At 32.7% G+C, this 21,516-nt stretch carries 18 protein-coding genes and 1 pseudogene; 8 read left to right on the top strand and 11 right to left on the bottom strand.

Features of this window, described 5'->3' with window-relative positions:
* The first annotated feature begins 5 nt into the window (after positions 1-5).
* A complete protein-coding gene (gene istB, locus BA768_RS14000; RefSeq protein ID WP_065721266.1) occupies positions 6-746 on the top strand; it encodes an IS21-like element helper ATPase IstB in 741 nt (246 codons plus the stop codon).
* 120 nt (positions 747-866) lie between these two features.
* Positions 867-1,490: pseudogene (locus BA768_RS13995) on the top strand (chromate transporter); the annotation flags it as partial.
* 42 nt (positions 1,491-1,532) lie between these two features.
* Here the strand turns inward: BA768_RS13995 and BA768_RS13990 are convergent.
* The gene (locus tag BA768_RS13990) at positions 1,533-2,135 is read right to left on the bottom strand and encodes a recombinase family protein (protein WP_065721265.1); all 603 of its coding nucleotides are present in this window, start codon (positions 2,133-2,135) and stop codon (positions 1,533-1,535) included.
* A gap of 170 nt (positions 2,136-2,305) precedes the next feature.
* Here BA768_RS13990 and BA768_RS13985 point away from each other — a divergent pair, with 170 nt between their 5' ends.
* Entirely contained in the window at positions 2,306-2,923 is a 618-nt protein-coding gene (locus tag BA768_RS13985; protein WP_065721264.1) for a DUF4158 domain-containing protein, read from the top strand.
* A 264-nt stretch (positions 2,924-3,187) separates the two neighbouring features.
* Here the strand turns inward: BA768_RS13985 and BA768_RS13980 are convergent, their stop codons facing one another.
* The 3 genes from BA768_RS13980 to BA768_RS13970 all read right to left on the bottom strand — a co-directional run bounded on the left by BA768_RS13980 (position 3,188) and on the right by BA768_RS13970 (position 6,425).
* The gene (locus BA768_RS13980; RefSeq protein WP_065721263.1) at positions 3,188-3,646 is read right to left on the bottom strand and encodes a PA2169 family four-helix-bundle protein; all 459 of its coding nucleotides are present in this window, start codon (positions 3,644-3,646) and stop codon (positions 3,188-3,190) included.
* A gap of 90 nt (positions 3,647-3,736) precedes the next feature.
* Complete coding sequence (locus tag BA768_RS13975; protein ID WP_308196699.1) at positions 3,737-4,252, bottom strand: ferritin-like domain-containing protein; 516 nt, start codon at positions 4,250-4,252, stop codon at positions 3,737-3,739.
* Between the two features lie 157 nt (positions 4,253-4,409).
* Complete coding sequence (locus tag BA768_RS13970; protein ID WP_065721283.1) at positions 4,410-6,425, bottom strand: BCCT family transporter; 2,016 nt, start codon at positions 6,423-6,425, stop codon at positions 4,410-4,412.
* Between the two features lie 174 nt (positions 6,426-6,599).
* Here BA768_RS13970 and BA768_RS13965 point away from each other — a divergent pair, with 174 nt between their 5' ends.
* The gene (locus BA768_RS13965) at positions 6,600-7,460 is read left to right on the top strand and encodes a mechanosensitive ion channel family protein (protein WP_194304376.1); all 861 of its coding nucleotides are present in this window, start codon (positions 6,600-6,602) and stop codon (positions 7,458-7,460) included.
* A 35-nt stretch (positions 7,461-7,495) separates the two neighbouring features.
* On the opposite strand, the gene BA768_RS13960 is transcribed toward BA768_RS13965, so the two are convergent.
* Positions 7,496-9,232, bottom strand: a complete 1,737-nt coding sequence (locus BA768_RS13960) for an APC family permease (RefSeq protein WP_065721261.1) — start codon at positions 9,230-9,232, stop codon at positions 7,496-7,498.
* Positions 9,233-9,355: 123 nt separating this feature from the next.
* Here BA768_RS13960 and nhaA point away from each other — a divergent pair, with 123 nt between their 5' ends.
* The 4 genes from nhaA to BA768_RS13940 all read left to right on the top strand — a co-directional run bounded on the left by nhaA (position 9,356) and on the right by BA768_RS13940 (position 14,333).
* The gene (gene nhaA / locus BA768_RS13955) at positions 9,356-10,693 is read left to right on the top strand and encodes a Na+/H+ antiporter NhaA (RefSeq protein WP_065721260.1); all 1,338 of its coding nucleotides are present in this window, start codon (positions 9,356-9,358) and stop codon (positions 10,691-10,693) included.
* Positions 10,686-11,963 (top strand): DUF389 domain-containing protein, encoded by a 1,278-nt coding sequence (locus BA768_RS13950; protein ID WP_065721259.1) that lies wholly within the window; start codon positions 10,686-10,688, stop codon positions 11,961-11,963. Before nhaA ends, BA768_RS13950 begins: the two co-directional genes overlap by 8 nt.
* A 379-nt stretch (positions 11,964-12,342) precedes the next feature.
* Positions 12,343-12,915: a Crp/Fnr family transcriptional regulator gene (locus BA768_RS13945; protein WP_065721258.1), complete on the top strand. Its 573-nt coding sequence runs from the start codon at positions 12,343-12,345 to the stop codon at positions 12,913-12,915.
* Positions 12,916-13,106: 191 nt separating this feature from the next.
* Entirely contained in the window at positions 13,107-14,333 is a 1,227-nt protein-coding gene (locus BA768_RS13940) for a cation:proton antiporter (protein WP_065721257.1), read from the top strand.
* A gap of 16 nt (positions 14,334-14,349) precedes the next feature.
* Here the strand turns inward: BA768_RS13940 and BA768_RS13935 are convergent, their stop codons facing one another.
* The 6 genes from BA768_RS13935 to BA768_RS13910 form a co-directional block, all read right to left on the bottom strand.
* Positions 14,350-14,574 (bottom strand): hypothetical protein, encoded by a 225-nt coding sequence (locus BA768_RS13935; RefSeq protein ID WP_065721256.1) that lies wholly within the window; start codon positions 14,572-14,574, stop codon positions 14,350-14,352.
* A gap of 144 nt (positions 14,575-14,718) precedes the next feature.
* Positions 14,719-16,761, bottom strand: a complete 2,043-nt coding sequence (locus BA768_RS13930) for a DUF3732 domain-containing protein (protein ID WP_065721255.1) — start codon at positions 16,759-16,761, stop codon at positions 14,719-14,721.
* A complete protein-coding gene (locus BA768_RS13925; protein ID WP_065721254.1) occupies positions 16,761-17,291 on the bottom strand; it encodes a three component ABC system middle component in 531 nt (176 codons plus the stop codon). The genes BA768_RS13930 and BA768_RS13925 overlap by 1 nt, the downstream gene beginning before the upstream one ends.
* On the bottom strand, positions 17,288-18,526 hold the full coding sequence (locus BA768_RS13920; RefSeq protein ID WP_065721253.1) for an ABC-three component system protein: 1,239 nt from the start codon (positions 18,524-18,526) through the stop codon (positions 17,288-17,290). The genes BA768_RS13925 and BA768_RS13920 overlap by 4 nt, the downstream gene beginning before the upstream one ends.
* Positions 18,527-20,284: 1,758 nt before the next feature.
* Positions 20,285-20,554 carry a hypothetical protein gene (locus BA768_RS13915; RefSeq protein WP_065721252.1) on the bottom strand — a complete coding sequence of 90 codons (270 nt, stop codon included), beginning with the start codon at positions 20,552-20,554 and terminating at the stop codon, positions 20,285-20,287.
* Between the two features lie 264 nt (positions 20,555-20,818).
* The gene (locus BA768_RS13910; protein ID WP_228388431.1) at positions 20,819-21,379 is read right to left on the bottom strand and encodes a helix-turn-helix domain-containing protein; all 561 of its coding nucleotides are present in this window, start codon (positions 21,377-21,379) and stop codon (positions 20,819-20,821) included.
* Positions 21,380-21,516 lie beyond the last annotated feature (137 nt).

Here is a 21,516-nt window from a genome sequence, read left to right as displayed (position 1 = left end):
AAGTTATGAACGAACCGACAGTGAGCAAAATGAAGCAAATGAATCTTTACGGCATGCACAATGCCTTTAAGACCGCTATTGAAAGCGGAAGGACAGACCATTATACCCTCGACCAGTTTGTATCGATGCTCATCGATGCCGAATGGGATGAGAGGCACAACAGGCGCATAGAGCGAAGCATCAAAAATGCAAAATTCCATTACAAGTCGAGTATTGAAAGTATCAACTTCGATGACACCCGCAACCTCGACCGTAATCTGGTCATGCGTCTTGCAGGATGTGAGTTCGTAGAAAAAAATGAGAACATCCTGATCACGGGAAGTACAGGCGTGGGTAAAAGTTATCTGGGGACCGCCTTAGGGTACCAAGCATGCATTGAAGGCTTTAAGGTCAATTATTTTAATACTTCCAAGCTGTTTGCCAAGCTAAAAATGGCAAAAGCAGACGGATCCTACCTGAGGGAACTTGCAAAAATACAGAGACAGGATGTGATCATCCTTGATGATTTTGGTCTTCAGGCACTGGACAGCACCAACAGGATAACCCTTCTTGAGATTATAGAAGACCGTCACAACAACGGCTCCATCATTGTAACATCACAGATCCCGGTGCAAGGCTGGTATGACATTATTGGTGAAAAGACCATTGCTGATGCTATTCTTGACAGACTTATCCATCAGTCTCACCGCCTGGAACTCCAGGGGGAATCTATGAGAAAGAAAAGAGCAGTAAATACGAGTAATTAATTATTATATTTGAATACCAATTGACACATGAAAAACAAGCGTTTTTATCAAAATTAAGGGTGGTCAATTTAAACCGAAATTACATGGTCACTTTGAATTGGAATTGGGTGGTCAATATCACTGGAATTTGCAGCTTATTTGCTATATTCTAATAAGAATAATACGATTCAAAATTTTATACCCTTTGCTTATATTAAAATCTCACAAATATCTTTTTGGGATACAACCAATATTAAATTGGTTTTGATATTTCTTAAAATTGGTGCGATACTTTATGGTAGTGGATATGTGCTTTTTGCTTTTTTAGACACGGAATTAGTACAAACAGGTTTTTTAACAAGAAAACAACTTATTGATGCAATTGCGGTGGGACAATTTACACCTGGACCTGTTTTTTCATCAGTCACTTTTATAGGATATCAAATTAACGGATTATACGGTGCAATTGTTTCAACAATAGCAATATTCTTTCCTTCATTTGTCTTTGTAGCGTTTCTCAATCCATTAGTAAAAAAAATGCGCAGCTCAAAAGGTTTGTCAGTATTTCTTGATGCAGTAAATGTAGCCTCGGTAGCCATTATATTATCTGTTTGTCTTGTAATGGGCAAGGAAAGTATTGTTGACTGGCGAACAATTTTAATTGCAACCATAAGTGGCATCATTGTTTTTAAATTTAAAAAAATCAATACTGCGTTCATTGTTGCTGGAGGTGCATTATTAGGTTTTTTACTATTCCAGCTTTAATCAGATTAAGTTTGCAGTTAAAGATTTTTTTGAAATACAGCTCTACATTTTATTAATATACCTTTTTACCTTTTGAACTGTATTTTTTGAACAGTCTGTTAATTTTGCAATTTCAATTATAGTTGGTGGATTTTTTCTATTTAGATAACTAATTACATTTGGATATTTAGCTAAAAATTCATCAACAGATTCTGAAGTATTCTTCAACCTTCCTTTATAAATCCCTTTAGCTTTCGCAATTTGAATCCCTTCCCGTTGTCTTTCTAATAGTGAATTTCTCTCCATTTCACTGATATTCGCCAGAACACTTATTATTAGTTTAAATGTAGGGTTCTCTTTCCCATCTACCAAACTTTCAAGGCCTAAATTGTCAACTTTTAAACATATCTCATTGCAGTGTAACTTTTCAATTGTTTGTAGCACATCTAGTGTATTTCTTCCTAATCGATCTATACTGGAAACACTAATATACTGTATTTTATTTCTATCAATATCTCTAAGTAGTTCCCTTGCGGAAGGTCTTTGATCAAATGGAATTGAACCACTTATTTTATCGATATAAATTTTTTCATCAGGATATTGCTTCAGTAATTGTCTTTCAATTTTTTGGTTCAATGTCGATACTCTGATATATCTTGTCTTCATTTCATAAATTTTTATTAAAATCAACCAAATTGTACCAATTTTAGGGTAGGTACTTTTGGTATACCTTTATCTCTTATAAATTGCTAAAAAACATCATAAAAATATCTCACTATTAAACTATAGTCTAATTATGGAATTTATAATATATTTATCTTCACAAAATATTTCTGATGCCTAGAATAAATCTTTTAAAAAATAAAGATATTGAGATTTTCGATAATCCAGCTGAATTAACTTTTGAAGAAAAAAAAGTATTATTTACTTTAGATTTTGACAACAATCTTGAACCTAATTTAAGGAAAGACATTACGATTGTAGGATATATTCTCCAAAAAGGTTATTTTTTATCCCAAAAAAAATTTTTTGCACCAAGCCAGTTTAGAGAAGAAGATATAAATTATGTTTCAAAATTATGTGGAATAGAATATAAGATAGACATTACAGAATATAAAAGATCTTTATATACTCAACATAGAATTTTTATTTTAAATAAATTCGGATATCGTGCTTTCTCTGATTGTATCGCTTTATTTGAAAAAGAAGCTTTGGAATTAGTTAAAACTCCGCAAAGACCAAAAGAAATTTTTTACTCTCTAATTTCATTTTTAGAAGGTGAATCCGAAGTTAAATTTGATTTAATTACTAAGGAAAAAGGAACTAAAATTAGAGTAACTCATACAGGACTACATAGTTTTCCTAATGATCCACATTTTAAAAGAGAAAGATTTGAATGGGGTTGGAATAATCTACTTGGCAAAAATTTAAAAACACTTTTAGAGAATGATTAGAAAAAGCGAGCCGCAAATAATAATTGCCAAAAGAAATTGATTCTAATGATTATTTATAAAACTCAAATAAGCTTTTCCAACTTAATCTATTTGCAAAAATAATTTTTACCGAACACACTATCATATAAAGCATGTTGGTTCAATTCTATCTATTTCTGTTCAGCAAATTTGTACATAAATTAGTACATCCAAAGGTTACGGTTATTAAGCTTTACAGAAAAAAGAGACTGCCTAAATAAGACAGTCTCTATAATTAATTAATTTTTACGCTTTCGCACTGTCGCGAAGTGCCTTTATTTTATCGTGAGAATTTCGGAGCGACTGCTTCTGCTCGCGTAGCAGGATTTTGGTTTCTTCCATTACATCCTCATCCTCAATGGCAGATTTATAAGCCTTCTGCGCCGCATCTTCACCAGCTTCACAATTGCTTAATACCGAAGCTCTGTCTCCACCTGAGAATGCAGCTCTTACATCCATCCATGCACGGTACACTTTACCAGACGTAGTTGTTCCGCCATCTGTAGAGCCCCCATATTCAATTACTTTACTCTCTAGTTCAGATTTGTAGGTTCTGCTTTCGCTGATCATCTGTGAGAACAGAGATTTCAGATCGCTGTTTTTGCCGTCATGCAATTCATCGATTGCTTTTTCATACCCTTCGATTCTGTCGTTGTTGATTTTAATGAGGTCGTTCATCGCCTCAATACACGCACTATGACTCATAATTTTGATTTTTAAATTAATATTTTGTTTGATTGTGATTATATCTAATTTGATTTCTTTGAAATAATAAATTTTGAAGTTTTATAATTATTAATCCTCTTCTTTAGCTTCAAAATTGATCGAATTGTACGCAGATTCCGTAAGAAGCTGATCTGCATCTTTTTCTTCCTGCAGAGTTTCTTCCAGTAAGGAAGCAATTTCTTCTTCTCCCAGCGTTTTTGCGAAAGCTACCAGTGTTCCGTACGATGCAATTTCGTAGTGCTCCACTTTCTGGCATGCCGAAATAATTCCGGCATCTCTTACAGGTCCGGCCTCTGTCTCTTCCAAAATGCTTTCTCCTTCTTTGATAAGCCCTTCCATTGCATCACATTTAATTCCCCTACTTGATTCTCCCAGCATTTCAAAGATTTTTTCCAGTCTTGTGACCTGACCTTCCGTAACGGTGATGTGTTCCTGTAAAGCCTGCGCCAATTTGGGTTCGCTGGCATTTTTTGCCATTTTAGGTAAAGCCTTTAAAAGTGCTCTCTCGGCAAAAACGATGTCTTTCAACTCATCTACGAATAATTCTTTTAGGCCTTCCGCAGCAGACGGTTTCGCCTTTTTCATTTCTGATGTTTTCATAATAATAAAATTAATTGATGATTGGTATATGCATAGTTACAAGTTTCAGACCTTAAAAAAAGTATGTGGTACAAAAAGTTGAAATTTTAACATTATGCATCATCATATCTTTAGAAAACCTTCTTGAAAGGCATACGCCAGACTATTTAAATCGATAATTGGCGTTACTGCTGATAAAAAGATCATTTTTCTCTTCAGAAATAATTTCAATGAAACGGCTGTAATGCTTCAGCACGTCTGATATCAATTCATTCTTTGTAAAAAGCTGCACATCATAGCCTTCCCTGCTGTCTCCAAAATAAGATGCGGGAAAATAGATCATTTTATCATCCAGATCCGGAAGATTGTCTTCTTCAAGAAGGTAACCAGAAACAACTTTCGATTCGCATCTTACGCCATACATGAAATTATTAACAACATCATGTCTGATTTCAATTTCAAAAGCCTCAGGCTCTGTATCTTCATTAATTTTAACCTCAATATTGAGAGCCGAAAATTCCTGCTTAAGTTCTTCAAATGCTTCTTTAACGGTAGTATGCAGAAATTCCCGCACTGATTTCTGATCCTGAAAAGAGACAATCTGATGCAGTCTTTCTTTCCAGTACGCACCGGACCATGGAACGGTGGTGGAAGAAAAATCTCTTTCATAATATTTCTGATCCACCACCAATGCCTTCATTAAACTGACTATAAAAAGCACCATAATTACAGAAAAAGGCAGCGCCGTAATGAGCGTCATGTTCTGTAAAGCCGATAGACCGCCTGCTTTCAACAATATTAAGGCTAGAGCTGCCAGTAAAATTCCCCATCCTACAGTTTGCCATTTTGGTGAAACTTTGGCGTTTTTCGTGGCAATATTATTCATCACCAGCATACCGGAATCTGCGGATGTCACAAAAAAAATAATAATGATAAGAATAGTAAGAAAACTGGCCACCGCCGTTAAAGGCATATATTCTAAAAACCTGAACATCAGCGCATCGGGATTAGATGATAAACTGCTTAATAAACCATCTGCCACATTCATATCAAACCAGATAGCAGAGTTCCCGAACACCGACATCCATATAAAATTGAACAGTGTAGGGATGAGAAGTACTGCGGCAATAAATTCCTTAATGGTTCTCCCCTTGGAGATTCTTGCAATAAAGAGACCTACAAACGGAGACCAGGATATCCACCACGCCCAGTATAAAATCGTCCAGTCATAAAACCAAGGTTGTGTATTGGCATCGTAAACATGGGTATTAAATGTTAAACTGAAAAAATTTGTAATATAATTGCCGATGCCATCTGTGAAGCTTCCGATAAGGTAAATGGTAGGTCCGAAAAAAAGAACAAACAACAGAAGTAAAATTACGGTAATAATGTTGATATTACTAAGAATTCTTACCCCCTTATCTACCCCACTTACTGCCGATACCACCGAACATGAAACCAAAACCAGAACAATAATGATCTGATATTTAAAACTGCTTTCGGGTAAAATATTCAAGATCTCAAGTCCTGAATTGATTTGCACCACTCCAAAGCCAAGCGTAGTGGTAATTCCGAAAAAAGTACTGCAAAGGGCAAAAACATCAACAGCATTTCCCCATCTACCCTTCACTTTATCTTTAAGCAAGGGATAAAAACAGCTTCGTAGAGAAAGTGGCAATCTGTAGCGATACGCAAAATAAGCGAGAGAAAGCCCTACAAGACCATAGATTGCCCATGCATGAATTCCCCAGTGAAAGAAAGTGAACAGCTGCGCATTTTTTGCCCTTTCTACAGAGGAATGAGCATTAAAAACTTCGTTAGAATAATGTTGCATCGGTTCTGCCACACTGAAGTACATCAACCCAATCCCCATCCCCGCTGCAAAAAGCATGGAAATCCACGAAAAGAAAGAATATTCCGGTTTGCTGTCGTTTCTGCCAAGCCTGATGTTTCCGAATTTACTGAACATCAGAAAAACAAGAAACATCACAAATAGAGTAACCGCCCAGACATATACCCAATTTAAATTAACGAAAATAAAATTTTTAACGATATTAAGAACCCTTTGTGAATCTGCAGGATAAACTGCTGATACCAAACAAATACCCACTATAAAAATAAGACTCGGAACCACAATACCGCCATTCAGAGTTGTCCTCAGTTTTAAATTTTTTGTCATAAAACAGATTTTTTTATTTCTAAAAAGGTACAGAAATAATATTAAAAGGCTTTTATGAATTTTTTTAAAGCAAATACAAAAATCACATTCCATTAATATTTTAGTTATGATAAATCTTGAAAATGAGATAGAATTTGTAAATTGACATCAGAATATTTAATTTACCATAAAGTTATGATTGATCTAGACAAAGCAATTCATTTGATAAATGAAAAACTAGAACTATGGTTCCGGGCATTGATAAAAATTCTCCCCAATCTAGCTTTAGCAGTTATCATCTTTCTTATCGGACTTTATATTTCTAAATGGCTTCGTAAACTTTCTGAAAGAATTATTTCAAAATTTACCAAAAATATTACCATCACAAGATTATTTTCTACCTTTATTTATCTTTTTTCAATTGGAATAATCTTTTTTACAGCGTTAAGCATTTTAAAATTAGACAAAGCAGTCACATCTATTCTTGCGGGGGCTGGTATTGTCGGCTTGGCTTTAGCATTTGCTTTTCAGGATATTGCAGCAAACTTTATTTCCGGTATTTTTATTTCGTTCCGACGTCCTTTAAAAGTTGGAGACATTGTATCCATCAAAGATTATATGGGCAAAGTAGAGGAAATAAACTTACGTGATACCGTCATTCTTACTTTTCAGGGAAAGATGGTCATCATTCCTAACAAAGATGTTTTTCAAAATCCAATTGAAAACTATTCTATCCTTGGCAAAAGAAGATTTGATTTAGAAGTTGGAGTTTCTTATAATGATGATTTAGAAAAAGCCGCTCAATTAGCGATTGATGCAGTTAAAAATATTGAGGGGATTTCCTCTGAAGATGATGTAACATTATTCTACAAGGAATTTGGTGAAAGTTCTGTCAACTTTACCATTCGTATCTGGTGCAACTCTTCCGAACAGCTTCAATTTTTAAAAGTTGGTCATTTGGCGATTATTGCCATTAAAAAATCATTTGATCAAAATAAGATCAGTATCCCATTTCCGATTCGAACTTTGGATGTGGCTTGGCCAGAAAAATTTTAGATAAAAAATGACGGCATTTGATCACTTTCACGAACTTATAAAATTAACCTCACACCACCTAACTCATCTACTCTATAGCTGAATTTTTCCCCAGGGCTGCTGATGAACATAAAGTTCTTAGGAATACCCCAAGATTTACTTAATTCCTCGACAAGATCTGGAGTAAACTCTCCTACAATAGTTACGTATTCCATATCAACCTCGGGATAAGCTCTGTCTAATGTATCAAAATCAGCGAGAAACTTTGCATCAGGCTGAATCTTTTCATCAACTACAGTCACTATTTTAATCCTGTTGGTAACTTCATTTTCGTGCAGGTACATCATCACCTTATTTAAAGTTGAAATATCGTCGCCTTTAGAGAAAAAAACAAAGTTCTGCTCATACAGTTTTTTCAAACTTTTATGAATGGAACGCTCTCTTTGAATTGTATATTTTCGATAAGACTTTGATACAGATTCCAAGGTCTCAACGATAAAATGCATGATGTCTTTTCTTAGCATTAATCCCAAAATAATGATTGCTGACGGAATAAAGTACTGAAGAAATGTAAGCAAATATTTGGGATTTGATTTAATATTACCATATAACGCAATGATGATTGCGACAAAGGCAATTAAAACGGCTCCGGGTTTTGCATATTCCGGTCTTGGAAGGCGCGATCTTCTTAACTTTAATAATATATTTCCTAAAGCGAACGAAGCCATTACGGTTAGGAAAGAAAGCGCATATACTGCAGCTAATGGTGCCAATTGTCCTTTTGTTACCAATAACACAGAACAGCATAAAATAAAAAATAAGATTAAAATTCTGTATGTACTTCCTTTCTTATTCTCTTTCAGAAAATAATTCGGTAAAATTCTGTCCAAGGTCATTCTTTTAATCAGTCCATTAACACCGACAAAAGAAGTGAGAACCGCACCACTTAAAACAGTAACGGCATTAATAGAAATAACAGTGGCAAGCCATTTTCCTCCGGTGAGCTCTCCTAAATAACTTAAAAATGAATTCTGTTGCGATTCTACATCTGAAACAGGGATGATACAAATGGCCAAAAATGCCAAAAGGGGATTAAGAATTGAGACCGCAATCCACATATTTCGTAGTGTTTTGGCAAACACGCCTCTTTTCTGTTCCTCGACAAAATTAGAAGAGCTTTCAAATCCTGATATCCCCAACATAGCAGCTGAAAATCCAAAAAATATCGCCATCAATACACTTCCTTTTTTTGTGGGCAGATGAAAGTTGTTGTAAAGAATATCTAAACCATGTACTGAAATAAAATAGAAACATGTGCCAATAAGAAGTGCCATTGTTGCCAAATGAAATAAGAAAATTATTAAGGCAACCACTGCACTTTCTGAAATTCCTAAGATAGTCAAGCCTAAAAAAATTAATAGCAAAACAAATGTTGCAACATTAACATTGAAGTGCGGAAATATATGATGAAGATAGTGCATTGCCTCACTCGAAGAAATTACTGCTGTCGCCATATATGACAATATGGTGAGACAAGCGGCAATAGCCGCATTACTTTTAGAGGTCGTGTTAAGTAAAACATTATAAGCTCCCCCATTCAGAGGGAGTGCCCCAACTACTTCACCATATATCTTTCTAAATAAGAAAAGAACAGCAGCAACCATAAGAAGTGCAATCCATGCATATTGACCTGATGCCACAATGGCTAATGCTGATACATAAAGGCAAGACGATGTAATATCATTTCCGCAGATTGCTGTCGCATACCATTCTCCTAATTTTTTAGTCGACATAAAAATATTTTTTTGGGTAATATTAAAAAATATTCTTCAAAAAGGAAACCATTGTAGCCATCATTTCTGGAATTGATGTAAAAAGAATTTCCTTTTCCATATTTTTGCACAAAAGATATTTTTATGACAGAAAACTACAATAAGAAACCCATTGACAAGATTGTTTATCCTTTGCAGAGATTTATTCAGCAGGAAAAATCCGGCGGACTACTTTTGGGCATCAGTGTACTGATTGCACTCATTCTTGGCAACACTTCTTTGTCGGAAGGTTACCATCATTTTTTAGCTCATAAAATAGGATTAAACTTTGACGGCAAATCATTTTTGGATTTAAGCATTCATCACTGGATTAATGACGGTCTGATGTCTGTTTTCTTCTTTGTTGTAGGACTGGAACTAAAAAGAGAAATGATTGGTGGTGACCTTTCTAATCCTAGACAAGCTTTTTTACCTATAGCTGCAGCGATTGGTGGAATGCTGCTTCCTGCTCTTATTTATTTTGCTCTTAATCCCAATTCAGAAACCGGCAGAGGTTGGGGAATTCCAATGGCTACAGATATTGCGTTTGCTTTAGGTGTTCTCTTTCTTTTAGGAAAAAAAATACCTCTTGCGTTAAAAGTATTTCTTACCGCTCTTGCTATTGTAGACGATCTGGGAGCCGTATTGGTAATCGCTTTTTTCTATACCAATGAAATTAATATGACCTACCTTTTTATAGGACTGCTCATTCTTCTAATTATGCTTTTAGGAAGTAAACTGGGTGTTCGGTCTGTGCTTTTCTACGCCGTTTTTGGAATTTTTGGTGTTTGGGTGATGTTTCTTTTTTCAGGGGTTCATGCGACGATAGCTGCTGTACTTGCTGCATTTACAATTCCTGCAGATGTAAAGATTAAGGAAAATCTTTTTATAACAAAAATATACAATTATTTGGAGCGGTTTAAAAATATAGACCCTACAGAGAATACACCTACTTTAACCAATGAACAGTTACACGAGCTTGAAAAAATACACGAAGCAACGATTGCAGCCACTCCTCCACTACAAAGACTGGAACATGCTATGCACCCTTTTGTAACTTTTGTAATTATTCCAATTTTTGCTATAGCTAATGCCGGGATTTCGCTAAACATAGATTTTACAACCCTCTTTGACAATAATGTCGCCATTGGAGTTGCAGCGGGTTTAATTGTAGGAAAAGTACTTGGAGTTGTTCTTTTCAGCACTCTTATTATTAAACTTAAAATCGCAGAAGTCCCTAAAGGTATGACTTTCAAAAACCTTTTAGGATTAGGTTTTTTAGCATCAATCGGTTTTACAATGTCTTTATTTATTTCATCGTTAGCTTTTACATCTGAATTTTATCAGACTGAAGCCAAAATCGGTATTTTCGTAGCATCCATTATTGGGGGCATCATAGGATATCTAATTTTAAACACAAATAAAATTCGTGACAATGAATAGTTTTTTCAACTTTATCAATCTTCATAATGGAGAAGAAAGCAAATCAAAAGTTTTAGAAAATGTTACTTCAAACATTTCCTTTCGGGGATCAAATCTTTGGATTCTCGCTTGTGCCATTATGATTGCATCAATTGGCTTAAATGTTAATTCCACAGCTGTAATTATCGGTGCGATGTTGATTTCTCCACTTATGGGTCCTATTGTGGGAGCAGGTTTTGCTTTAGGAACTTTTAACTTTACGTTATTAAAAAAATCGTTTAAAAATTTATTGATTGCCACTGCTGTAAGTCTTAGCGTTTCTGCCTTTTATTTTTACATCAGTCCTTTTAAGGATGTTCAATCTGAACTTTTAGCCAGAACGGCTCCTAATATATACGACGTTCTTATAGCTTTCTTCGGAGGTCTTGTGGGAGTGATTGCGATTACCAGAGTAGAAAAAGGAAATCCGATTCCGGGTGTTGCTATTGCTACAGCATTGATGCCTCCACTATGCACCGCAGGTTATGGTATTGCAACTTTAAATCTCTCTTATTTCTTAGGTGCATTTTATCTGTATAGTATCAATTGTTTTTTTATCTGCATCGCTACTTTCTTTGTTGTTAAATACTTAAAATATCCTTCTGCACTTGTCGACAGTAAATATCAGAAAAGAATTCGCTACGGAATTACTACTTTAATATTTATTATGATTGTTCCTAGTTTTTATCTCGCATATAATCTTTACAACGAGAAGAAATTTACCAAGACGGCAGAACAATTTATCCAGAGAGAGTTTGACAACCATGGCTACACAGTAATTTATAAGAAGATTAATTACAATTCATCACCAAAAACTATAGATGTTGCATTCATAAATAAAAAATTTAGTGATCAGGAAGTTGAAGTTTACAATAAACTTTTAGCTGAAAACGGACTTACCAACACTGTTTTAAACATTAAACAGAACTCAACGGATTTAAAATCTGAGATTTTAAGCGAAATCAACAAAACAAATAATAACATATCTGAGAAAGACATCGCTATTTCAAAATTAAGAGAAGAGCTAGACTCTTACAAAATATCAGATTCTACTCTAGTGCAGGAAATAAAAATTTTATACCCAAATATTAAAGACATTTCCTACGGTAAAATTGAGCAATATCCGCAAACGGACAGTGCAAATCTACGATTTTTGGTGCTGTTCGATGGAGAAGATATTAATCAGGAACAATTAAAAAGCTGGCTTCAAAAAAGACTGAATCAAAATAATATTGAGCTTTTAAAAAAGTAGTTTTTTCCAAACGCTCAAGATTATTTCACTCTGAAAAATCAAAAATTTAATACAACCTACTGGCACAAAGTTTGAAACTTTAAAAATGATTTTTTTCATATTAAATTCTTCTAAATAATCTGTCAATTGCAAAAATGGCAGATTATTTTATTTTGTATATAATGATTACAATTGTTTCCATTTACATTTAGTCAATTCTACAATAAATAAATCGATGATGTATCGTCTTTATTGAACCGTTTTTAATTTAGTTTTTTTCTATTATAGGCACAAGATTTGTTTTTCACAGATTACATTTTTTCATCACAACTCAAATTTCCATTCAAATAATCCTCTTCATTTAGAAGCGGATTATTTTTTTATCTTTACTTTAATAAAAGTGATAATAGTCATAGATGAACAAATTCTTATTTCTTTAGGTGCTGAGCTAAAGCACTACGCTCCTGGCAACATCATTTTTTCTAACAATTCGTTCTGCAAGTATTATTTTCAAATAAAAAAAGGAACGGTAAAACTATGTAATACTGGGGAGGATGGTAAAGAGCTAGTACATGGCTTTCCATTTGAAGGTCATTGTTTTGGAGAAAGTTATCTTTTTACTGATTTGGCTTATGCAATGGATGCGGTGTCATTGGAACACGCTGAAATTTTAATATTAGAGAAAAATTCTTTACTTCAATATTTAGTTATTAATCCTACTCTAATTTTGAAGATTAACCAATACACTGCAGAGAGACTTCATTTCCGATACCTAATTTCTTCATTTCTCATTACATCAAATCCAGCGGTAAGATTAACAAAACTCTTTGATCATCTTAAACAATATTTTGGAAATATAGATCAATTTTCTTTTAAGATTCCATACACCAAACATCAGATTTCCTGCGTTACAGGATTAAGAACAGAAACAGTAATTCGGACTTTAAAAAAATGCAGGTGGAAAAAAAACTAAAAATTATCGAAAGTAAAATTTTTTATTCCTTCATTTTAGCATGTCATTTTATAACATACAATTAAATTTCAACTATAGCTACGAAATCTTTTTGCAGAAAAAAATGTCAAAAAAAATTCTCTTACAGTTAAATCATTATAAAAATCATGGGATAATTTTTGTTTGGTAAGTCAATACTCATTTTTTATTTTATGGAAAATTACTTGGTTATCTTAACAATTATAGGAATCGCTGGTTTTACTGTCACTTGGATGCCACAAATTTCAGAAAAGACCGGAATATCTTATTCGATATTCTATTTATTCGCAGGAATGATTTTGTATAGCATTTTTCCTGAAAAACTACCTGATCCTCTTCCTAAACATCATATTGATCTTACAGTTCATTTAAGCGAATTAATTGTTATAATTTCTCTGATGTCGGCAGGGATAAAACTCGACCAGCCTTTCGCTTTTAAAACTTGGCGCACTCCTCTGAAGTTAGTCAGCATAACCATGATTCTTTTGATAGCTTTTAGTTTCTTGGCAGGATATTATCTGCTTAATTTAACATTGGCCTCCGCTTTTTTACTCGCTGCAGCACTTTCGCCAACTGATCCTGTACTTGCTTCTGACGTGCAGGTAGGACCTCCCAACGATTCAGAGAAATCCAAAACTAAATTTATCTTAACTGCCGAAGCAGGATTAAACGACGGTATGGCATTCCCATTCGTTTGGCTTGCTATTATAATAGCTAAAAGTGGATCAATGACTGAACTTAATATCGTAGAATGGTTTTCGTATGATGTTATTTACAAAATTATTGTGGCAGTCGTTATAAGCTATTTATTAGGGAAAGCTGTTGGATATTTACTATTTACAATGTCGAAAAAATTTAAATCACTGAATACAAATGATGGTCTTTTGGCATTAACAGCAACGTTATCTGTGTATGGAATAACAGAATTTGCTCATGGATATGGGTTTATAGCCGTTTTCATATTTGCAATAACTTTAAGACATTACGAAAAAGACCATGAGTATCATAAAAAACTACATGCATTTACGGATCAGACAGAAAGATTTCTTCTCGCTTCTTTATTAATTATTTTTGGGGGTATGATTGTAAGAGGCATACTCAATTATTTAAGTTGGGAAACAATTCTGTTTTCTTTTCTATTTATTTTTGTTGCAAGACCATTATTCAGCTATATAGTAATTTTTCGCGAAAAATATTCTATAAGAGAAAAAAGAGCCATAAGCTTTTTTGGAATTAAGGGGTTGGGCTCAATATTTTACCTTGCTTTTGCTATAAAAGAGTTCAATTTTCCAAATCAAAACGAGTTATGGTCAACTGTTTCTTTCGTTATTCTTTTATCGATTTTATTTCATGGATTTACGGCTCCTAAAGCCATGAAAAAAGTAACAGAGACTTTATAGAAAAGCATTTTAACATTCACAAACAAATAAAGGACGCTTTTGAACGTCCTTTATTGAATTGAATAACAAATTTTATTAAATTGATGTATGTTAAATTATCATGTGAATCAGTTTCTTTCCCTCTCAAATTCCCAGGATCAGATGTATATTCTAAATGGTTTTGTTCCGATTTAGTTCCTCGAAACATTTTCATCTTCAGTTCGCCAACCTGACCTTCGTTAGGTATTTCTAAAATTCCCATAAGTTAATTTATTGCTTTTTTTGTTAGTTTTTCCGATAAACGAGCCGCAGCTTGAAGAATTGTGATTAAATTACTGTCTTATCATTAAAGTTATTCCCAAGAAATTAATTATTAATTTTTATAATGTATGTTTTGTGCTTTTACCTAATCAAACCACGTTCTTGGAATAAGTGCGTTATAAGTCTTTGGCTGATCAAAAGATCCTCTCCATTCCTCAACTAAATGTATATTAGAATCATCCCCCCACGTAGACTCTGAAGCGTGTTCAAGAATAATTATCTGCGTTTGAAAATTATTATTTTTCATGAATTCGCTACATGCTTTAAATATGAGTGTTGTATTTTGAATATCTTCTGATATTTTTTTCTTTTTATCTTTTTCAAGATTATCTTTTTGCAAATCTTTAAAATCCTCTGGAAAATAAACTTGACTGGGTTGATCAAGGACAAGTAATGATGGTATATAATTTTTTTTACCGGAGCTTGGAAGATTCAAAAAGTACTCATGTAAGCCAAGCATTGTAGCCAAGTGAAAACACATATGGTTAGCACCGCTGCCTAATTTATATAAAAAGTTTATATTTTTTGTTCTCGTATCTTCAATACGTATGCCTACGCTAACATCCGGATCTAATAATACACGTCGTTGTTCTTTATTTTCTATCGGAAGAATTTTAACATAATTTGCAATTGCATCTGATACCTTTTTTAAACAATGCTCCTTGTCAAATTTTTCTTTTAGTCCCCTTAATTTTTTTCTCTTGCCAGCTAATTCTTCTGCAATTTTTTCAAGTTCAATAACCAACTGTGCAGAAGGTGAAATTTTATCTAGATTTTCAAGTACATGTTCAATTTTACCACTGAATTCAAAAATATCCTGAAGTTTTTTATAATTTTTACGATCCTCATCTCTAAGAATTTGAATGTTGTTATCAATTTTGATAATTTCTCGTTCTTTACACCTGATCTTTTCCTTATAATCTCCTTTCTCTTTTTCAAAACTAAAACTTTCAGATCTTGAAGCTTCTAAAACTTTCTTGTTTTTTTGACTTTCATTTTGAAGACTAAGAAGCGTATTGATTGCTTTTTCAGATACTGAGTCACAAAATGGACATATATTAGTACCCTTTTGCTTTAGGAACCAATCTACTGGCTTAAGTCTCTTATCAATTTCAACAGCAACATTTTCAACATATTCAGCCTTAGAACGGTCAAATTGTTGTATTTTTTGCAATCCAACCCTAAGTTCATCAAGCTCCCTAGTGAATCGAATACGATCAATATCTAGCTCTTCCAACTTTTCCGAATACCTTACAGCTGAGCCCTCTTTAAAGAATCTATTGTTTTTTACATCTGAAACAATTTTTTTTAGTTCATTTTTTATCAGGTTTACACTTGCACTTTCTATACTAATATCGGCATTTGTCAATCCTAAATTAATCGCTTTGGAATAGTACTCATAAATGTCTGACTGCCAATTTTCATATTGTAAACGCAGATCCTCTAATTTCCTTGCTTTTTCTTTTTCTTCCCGCTCTAGTATATTGATTTCACTCTCTAAATTTAAAATTTCATATGATTTATATCCTAAAACTAATGGAAAAAGTGTCTTCAAACGACGTAAGTGCTCAAATGTATCAGTTTTATAAAATATTGTGGTAGGATTAGCAATAATGTTCTGTGGCTGGAACATAAATGCCGCCGTATCTCGAAAACTTGCTGGAGCATCATCTTTTTGATTTTCATTATTGATGGAAATGTTCTCAAATCCTGCTTTGACACTGAGATAATTTTTAACCTTATCTCTATTGGTTTTATATCTACCAGCTTCTTTGATCCATTCATTTGTGTTCAATGAAGGATTATCACCTTTTCCTTGTACATCATACATGTACATAACATCAGAAACTTTGTTATCATTTCCAGGACAATCTCTTGCTAAAAAAAGTGATTGGTCCCCGATGGATATATAAATAGCAAACTTATCTACCTTTTCTCTAATTGTTCCAACCGGTATATCACATTCACTACTACCAAGACAATAGTCAATAATAGAGATAATTGCCGATTTCCCTCTTTGACTATAACCAGTAATAACATTTACTTTGGATTCATCAAACTTAATAATTCTGGGGTTAAGGGTTTCGTCAAGTGGATATAGTAGTATATTTTTTATTTTTAATTTCATTAGAACCTAATATTTAGATCGTTTTGTATATTATTGTCGTGTTTTTTTGCGAAAATACAGCCTAATTTATAAGCACTATCCTGAATTTGCTTAACACTATCATAAGAAGTATTTGATGACATTGCAAGGACTAATTTTTTGGCTGTATAAGGTCTAAGCAAAATTATTAATCCATTCTCCTTATTAATACTCAAAATCTTTTTACTAAAGGCCAAATTAAGTGCATCAAAAGTTTGTACAGACATCTTCTCAGCTCTTTCCTGCAGACCAAGAAGTATCGAGTGCTCCTTCATTAAGGCAGTATACAATTCATTCGAGTTTAAAAAACTAAGCATGGCCGAATAATTATAAACTATAGGAAGTACAAAAAAAATATATTCAAGCCTAGGGAAGGTCATTTCACTTTTTCTATTTTTAGCTATCGTATGATACCCCAAAGTAAAGCTATGTAAAGCAATTACACTTAATGCGTCATTTTGCATTAACTCAAAAAGATTATATCCCTGCCCAGCTATTTGATTGCTGCTCATGATTTTTTATATTTAGATTCCCAGTCTGGATGCCAACCTATTTCAGGTATGTTCGATAGTTTTAAGAATGTACCGTTGCGGATATAGCTATTTGATGAATTAAATGAAAAACCATCTTGAAAATTGATCACCATATTGTTCATTATATTATCAAAAATCTTTATCGCCATTTCATTTTTCTCATTATCATCATACTCCTCCAATTCCTTAATAACAACAGTATCTACATAGCTCTGCCATCTATCCATACAAGATTTTTGAAACTCTCTGAAATCTGGTTCTGTAAAGTTACCTCCTCTCACGATGTGTGCCATTTCAATATCATGATATATAAAATCTAACACAGCATTTTCAATGAGCCGTTCCTTTGCAGATTGCTTACGATTGATGTCGGAGATTTGTGTCACAAATAGTTCTTTCTTAACTTCTGAAAGACGTTTCGCATCTATAGTTCCCAAATCATCTTTTTTTCTAAAAACTGAATTTACAATGGCCGGATTTGCATTTACAATTGATAATTTGGCATCAAAGTCCATTTTGGAAAAAGTCGCACCAATTTTAGTTCCCTGCAGCCATTTTGATTTACTTCCGTTGACTAGCCATCCATACATGGAGTCATATACAAAATCTTTTCTTGTTTGAGTAAAGTTATCTGTTGTCATATGAGTTGCTATAAAAAATCTATCCTTTAAGGACTCTTCATCTTCTATTTCAAGATTTTCCTTTACAATTCGAAAAATTTCTTCCTTAGAAAGTACAAACTCAATGAGCTTAATGATTGGTTTAATGGATTTACCTGCTTCGGCATTGGTAGACTGTAACGTTTTAAGTTTGCCTTTCTGATTCTTCAGAAGCTGTTTAATATCTTTTAGAACCTCATCGAAAGGTTTTGTTAAAATTTTTCTCAGCAAATAATCATCTGGAATTCTTTTATTTGTAGAACATACAAACTTTGTCGAATTATTAAAAATACCGCTATCAAGCTTTTCTATCCATATTTGTAAAGTTCTCCATAGTGATTTACTAGTATCTTCAAACGTAGTTCCATTAGGTGCAATACTATGTTTAGATTGTACAGTTACTAGAACAAGATCTTCGTCGTTCTGAATGGCAACATCATCAACTTGTTCAATGGATACAACATCGCTAGTATTATCTAGAGTGGCTAAAAGTACCAAAGCCTTTTCAAACTGAAAGAGAAAACCGGATATAGAACCAGAGGCAGAGTCGGTCATAGATTAAATATGGTTGTTAATTTTTACTAAAATAAATATTTTATAGATATTAGACAAAACTTCACTTCATTAAAGATCTTAAAGAACATTTCTAAATCAAAAAGTATTAATAAATGTAATAATTAAAATACCAAAGATAGCCTCTTCACTTCAATAGTGATTGCGGTTAACCATAGAACATTACAATATTCGAGAACTGATATGTAGTAAAATAACCTGCCTTACTATAGCTTTTAATAAAAGTATCAGTTAGCAAGATTAAAAGTAAAATCGTGAATTCGCTTTACTTTAGAAGGAATAATGCATAAAATCAAAATAAAAAATTTCGGTCCGATAAAGGAAGGATTTTAGGAGAACGATGGATGGATTGAGATTAAAAAAGTCTCACTCTTTATCGGAAACCAAGGCTCGGGAAAAAGTAGCCTGATTTTAAAGGCAAAAAAAAAACTCGAGTGAAATTGTTTGCTCGAGTTTTTATTTTTAAAGATTTGATAAACTGATGATGATTGCAATTCATTCACAAATTACCTGAAAATGTTAACAGTTTTTTTATGTGAATCAAGTTATTAAATAGTATTTAGGACTTTTAAAATATTGTCAATATCTTCTAATAAATGGTTTGGAAAGAGTCCTGTGTAGCTCACAAAACCGACATTAGAAGATTTTTTGCTTCTTTGTCGGTTTTTTCAATGTATAACTATCTGTTTTACTGTAACATACAAACTTCCAAAAATGGTTTGATGTTATAATTTTCAACAATAAAGCCTTTTTGGCTACCATCCACCCAATATATTGATTTATAATATTTTACATAAAAAAAAACAGCACTATTCATTTTAAAATAATGCTGTTTTTTTTGTTGACAAGACAGGATTCAAACAATCCTCAAAACTCCATCAAAAGGGAGAAAATGTAAAAGAAAAATTACGTTAAAAATTCTTTCAGTGTAATTCGGACCAATAAGTATAAGAATTCTAGTATTTCATTTAATTCTTCCTCATTTACTATTATTCCATTATCATATAATATTTTTAAAGCTTTTTCTACTGGAATCTTCTTTATATCGTCTAATAAATAATCGTAATCCTTGGAAACCATTTTCTGATATGCTTATATTAATTTTCCCGTAGTTCATTTAAGTAATATTTATTTTTTTAGGTAACTGTACTAGTCTTATTTAGGAGATAAATCCAAAATACATTATTACCATTTGGTATATAAAATCATAACTTAAATACTATCTAATACCTTCAAAATATTATCTATATCAGTTAATAAAGGTTTCGAGTCCTGTCGAGGTCACAAAAGCCCAAATGGCTCAATTTAGATTAAATTGGAGCCTTTTTTTTGGTTTTGATTCCAGAATAAGCCAAATCAGCATTTTTTATTATTTTAGTGAATCTAGGCTCAAAACAACATAAAAATAATTTTTAGTAAATGATACCATTTAAAAATAAATAAAATTCTCTTGATACATTAAAGTATATTAAAACCATAATTAAAAAAACTTCTAATACAGTTATCACAAAAGCAAAGAGTAAAGTTACATAAGCCTCATCTGCCTCCTAAGAAATAATTTTCGAATAATAAATCGCAACTAAAACAGCTCACAGAAGAATGAAAATAAACATTAAAGAAGATAATTGTCCCATTAGGATAATGCAGCCAATATGGAAATAATTATTGTCCATTCTAAAAGATAAATCTTTTTTTCATCTATTTTAATTATCTGACGCTTGAAAACTGTGGTTGGTAAAATCAGATAACATCATAGTCGTTCAAAGTTGTTACAAAATGATGATCAATAAAACTTTTAGAAGTCTTGCATAATTCCAACAATTCTTCATTGCTACAGTATTCAAAATTAAAATCGTCAGGAATATTAATTGTATATTCCGTTATTATTTCTGTATCAAGAAGATTAATTGCCATCAGATCATTAAGTGAATTAAGATGACTTTTTGCTTTAAGGAGAGGCATCATTTGTGAAACAGAATCCTTAAATTTATATAGCGTAATTGTTTTCATTGGAATTGATTATGAAGATTATATTATTTAACTAAAAAGAACAGAAACTTAAAAGCTCCTGCTCCTTTTTCTATCAAAACCTTTAAAACATATGTACTATTTTTCCAATTTTGATAAGATTCTTAATGAAAACTGATTGTTATTAAAGATTATAATAACTTTTTCACGGTTTTGTACCTATAGTTTACTTCTATTCAAAGATGCTTCTTTAATTAGATGAAAATCCTACATTCTTCTAGAATAGATTTACATAAATCACACTTTTTAAAGGTCTTCTAAATTTTTTAACCGCTTTTGTTTAAGCTGTTTATAAAAGGAAGGAGAAAGTCCTGTTATTTTTTTAAATTGATTGGAAAGATGCGCAACACTGCTGTAGTTGAGTTTATAAGAAATTTCGGTAAGATTAAGTTCATCATACAAAAGAAGCTCCTTTACCTTTTCTACTTTATTGATGATTATAAATTGCTGCAAAGTCATTCCCTTTACTTCTGAAAATGTATTGGCAAGATAGGTATAATCATACCTAAGCTTTTCACTGAGATAAACCGAGAAATTTTCTTTTGGAAGTGATTCGGAATAATGAATCATTTCTGTAACCGCATTTTTTATTTTTTCAATCAGAATACTTTTTTTGTCATCCAACAATTCAAGTCCGGTTTTAAGGAGATTTTCTTTTAACAACTGTCGCTGCTCAATAGTAATATCATCTAATATTTCTACAAGTCCTAAATCTACTACGGCATTTCTAATATTCAGTTTTTCAAGTTCTTGATGAACTACCATTTTGCAGCGCAGGCTTACCATATATTTTATGTATAACTTCATAATCCTTACCTGTAAATCGTCAGCAAAAAGTAGACATTATATAGTATAAAAGTTAAGGAGTGTTTTCAAAAAAAGAATTACATTTAATTATGGAAACACCTAAAAAGAAAAGTTCCGAAAAATTCGTAAAAGACATC

This window comes from Chryseobacterium sp. CBo1, assembly GCF_001693475.1.
GTDB classification, from domain to species: Bacteria; Bacteroidota; Bacteroidia; order Flavobacteriales; family Weeksellaceae; genus Chryseobacterium; species Chryseobacterium formosense.
This window is presented reverse-complemented; position numbering and strand designations above follow the sequence as displayed.

Excerpts from the sequence above, each read along its gene's own strand:
- BA768_RS13930 (WP_065721255.1), bottom strand. The coding sequence starts at position 16,761 with ATGAAATTAAAAATAAAAAATATACTACTATATCCACTTGACGAAACC.
- BA768_RS13920 (WP_065721253.1), bottom strand. The coding sequence starts at position 18,526 with ATGACCGACTCTGCCTCTGGTTCTATATCCGGTTTTCTCTTTCAGTTT.
- BA768_RS13965 (WP_194304376.1), top strand. The coding sequence starts at position 6,600 with ATGATTGATCTAGACAAAGCAATTCATTTGATAAATGAAAAACTAGAA.
- BA768_RS13975 (WP_308196699.1), bottom strand. The coding sequence starts at position 4,252 with ATGAAAAAGGCGAAACCGTCTGCTGCGGAAGGCCTAAAAGAATTATTC.
- BA768_RS13950 (WP_065721259.1), top strand. The coding sequence starts at position 10,686 with ATGAATAGTTTTTTCAACTTTATCAATCTTCATAATGGAGAAGAAAGC.
- BA768_RS13960 (WP_065721261.1), bottom strand. The coding sequence starts at position 9,232 with ATGTCGACTAAAAAATTAGGAGAATGGTATGCGACAGCAATCTGCGGA.
- BA768_RS13970 (WP_065721283.1), bottom strand. The coding sequence starts at position 6,425 with ATGACAAAAAATTTAAAACTGAGGACAACTCTGAATGGCGGTATTGTG.
- BA768_RS13915 (WP_065721252.1), bottom strand. The coding sequence starts at position 20,554 with ATGAAAACAATTACGCTATATAAATTTAAGGATTCTGTTTCACAAATG.
- istB (WP_065721266.1), top strand. The coding sequence starts at position 6 with ATGAACGAACCGACAGTGAGCAAAATGAAGCAAATGAATCTTTACGGC.
- BA768_RS13990 (WP_065721265.1), bottom strand. The coding sequence starts at position 2,135 with ATGAAGACAAGATATATCAGAGTATCGACATTGAACCAAAAAATTGAA.
- BA768_RS13980 (WP_065721263.1), bottom strand. The coding sequence starts at position 3,646 with ATGAGTCATAGTGCGTGTATTGAGGCGATGAACGACCTCATTAAAATC.
- BA768_RS13935 (WP_065721256.1), bottom strand. The coding sequence starts at position 14,574 with ATGGGAATTTTAGAAATACCTAACGAAGGTCAGGTTGGCGAACTGAAG.
- BA768_RS13925 (WP_065721254.1), bottom strand. The coding sequence starts at position 17,291 with ATGAGCAGCAATCAAATAGCTGGGCAGGGATATAATCTTTTTGAGTTA.
- BA768_RS13940 (WP_065721257.1), top strand. The coding sequence starts at position 13,107 with ATGGAAAATTACTTGGTTATCTTAACAATTATAGGAATCGCTGGTTTT.
- BA768_RS13910 (WP_228388431.1), bottom strand. The coding sequence starts at position 21,379 with ATGAAGTTATACATAAAATATATGGTAAGCCTGCGCTGCAAAATGGTA.
- nhaA (WP_065721260.1), top strand. The coding sequence starts at position 9,356 with ATGACAGAAAACTACAATAAGAAACCCATTGACAAGATTGTTTATCCT.
- BA768_RS13985 (WP_065721264.1), top strand. The coding sequence starts at position 2,306 with ATGCCTAGAATAAATCTTTTAAAAAATAAAGATATTGAGATTTTCGAT.